This is a genomic window from Bradyrhizobium sp. NBAIM03, from assembly GCF_020194055.1.
GTDB classification, from domain to species: Bacteria; Pseudomonadota; Alphaproteobacteria; order Rhizobiales; family Xanthobacteraceae; genus Bradyrhizobium; species Bradyrhizobium yuanmingense.
In genome coordinates, this window is the sequence record NZ_JADYVS010000281.1 from 1 (window position 1) to 387 (window position 387).

Sequence of the window (387 nt, forward strand, 5' to 3'; positions counted from 1 at the left end):
AGTCCGAACAGCGCTTTTCAGCAAGGAGAGGTTAGCAGGTTGCGCGGCGCGGCGCCACACGCGCAAGGGGGTAGAAACGGCCGCCCTGCCCCCGTGATGGAGGGGCAGGGACTGGCGCGTGAAAGAGATTGGCGTCAGGCGTACGCCGGCACACGCTCTGCCGGTGTACTCAAGCAAGCGCGTGCATAGTCCAGGGTGCCGTCCTTCACCTTCAGTGGCCTGCCCAGGTCGCGCTTCGGATCGACGAAGAGGTAGCTGACAGCATTGCCGCGCCGCGAAGGAACAATCTGCGAGAAGCCTTCCGCGATGCACAGGTCGACGTACTGCTTGCCGGTCATGACCTGCCCACCGCCGACGGAATAGCGTACCGACTCAGCAGTCTTCTTT

At 63.3% G+C, this 387-nt stretch carries 1 protein-coding gene; it reads right to left on the bottom strand.

Translation table 11 applies throughout. The features are described from left to right. Positions 1–134 precede the first annotated feature (134 nt). Positions 135–387, bottom strand: a 253-nt coding sequence (locus tag I6F21_RS38510; RefSeq protein WP_225184489.1) for a hypothetical protein, incomplete at its 5' end; no start/stop codon positions are given.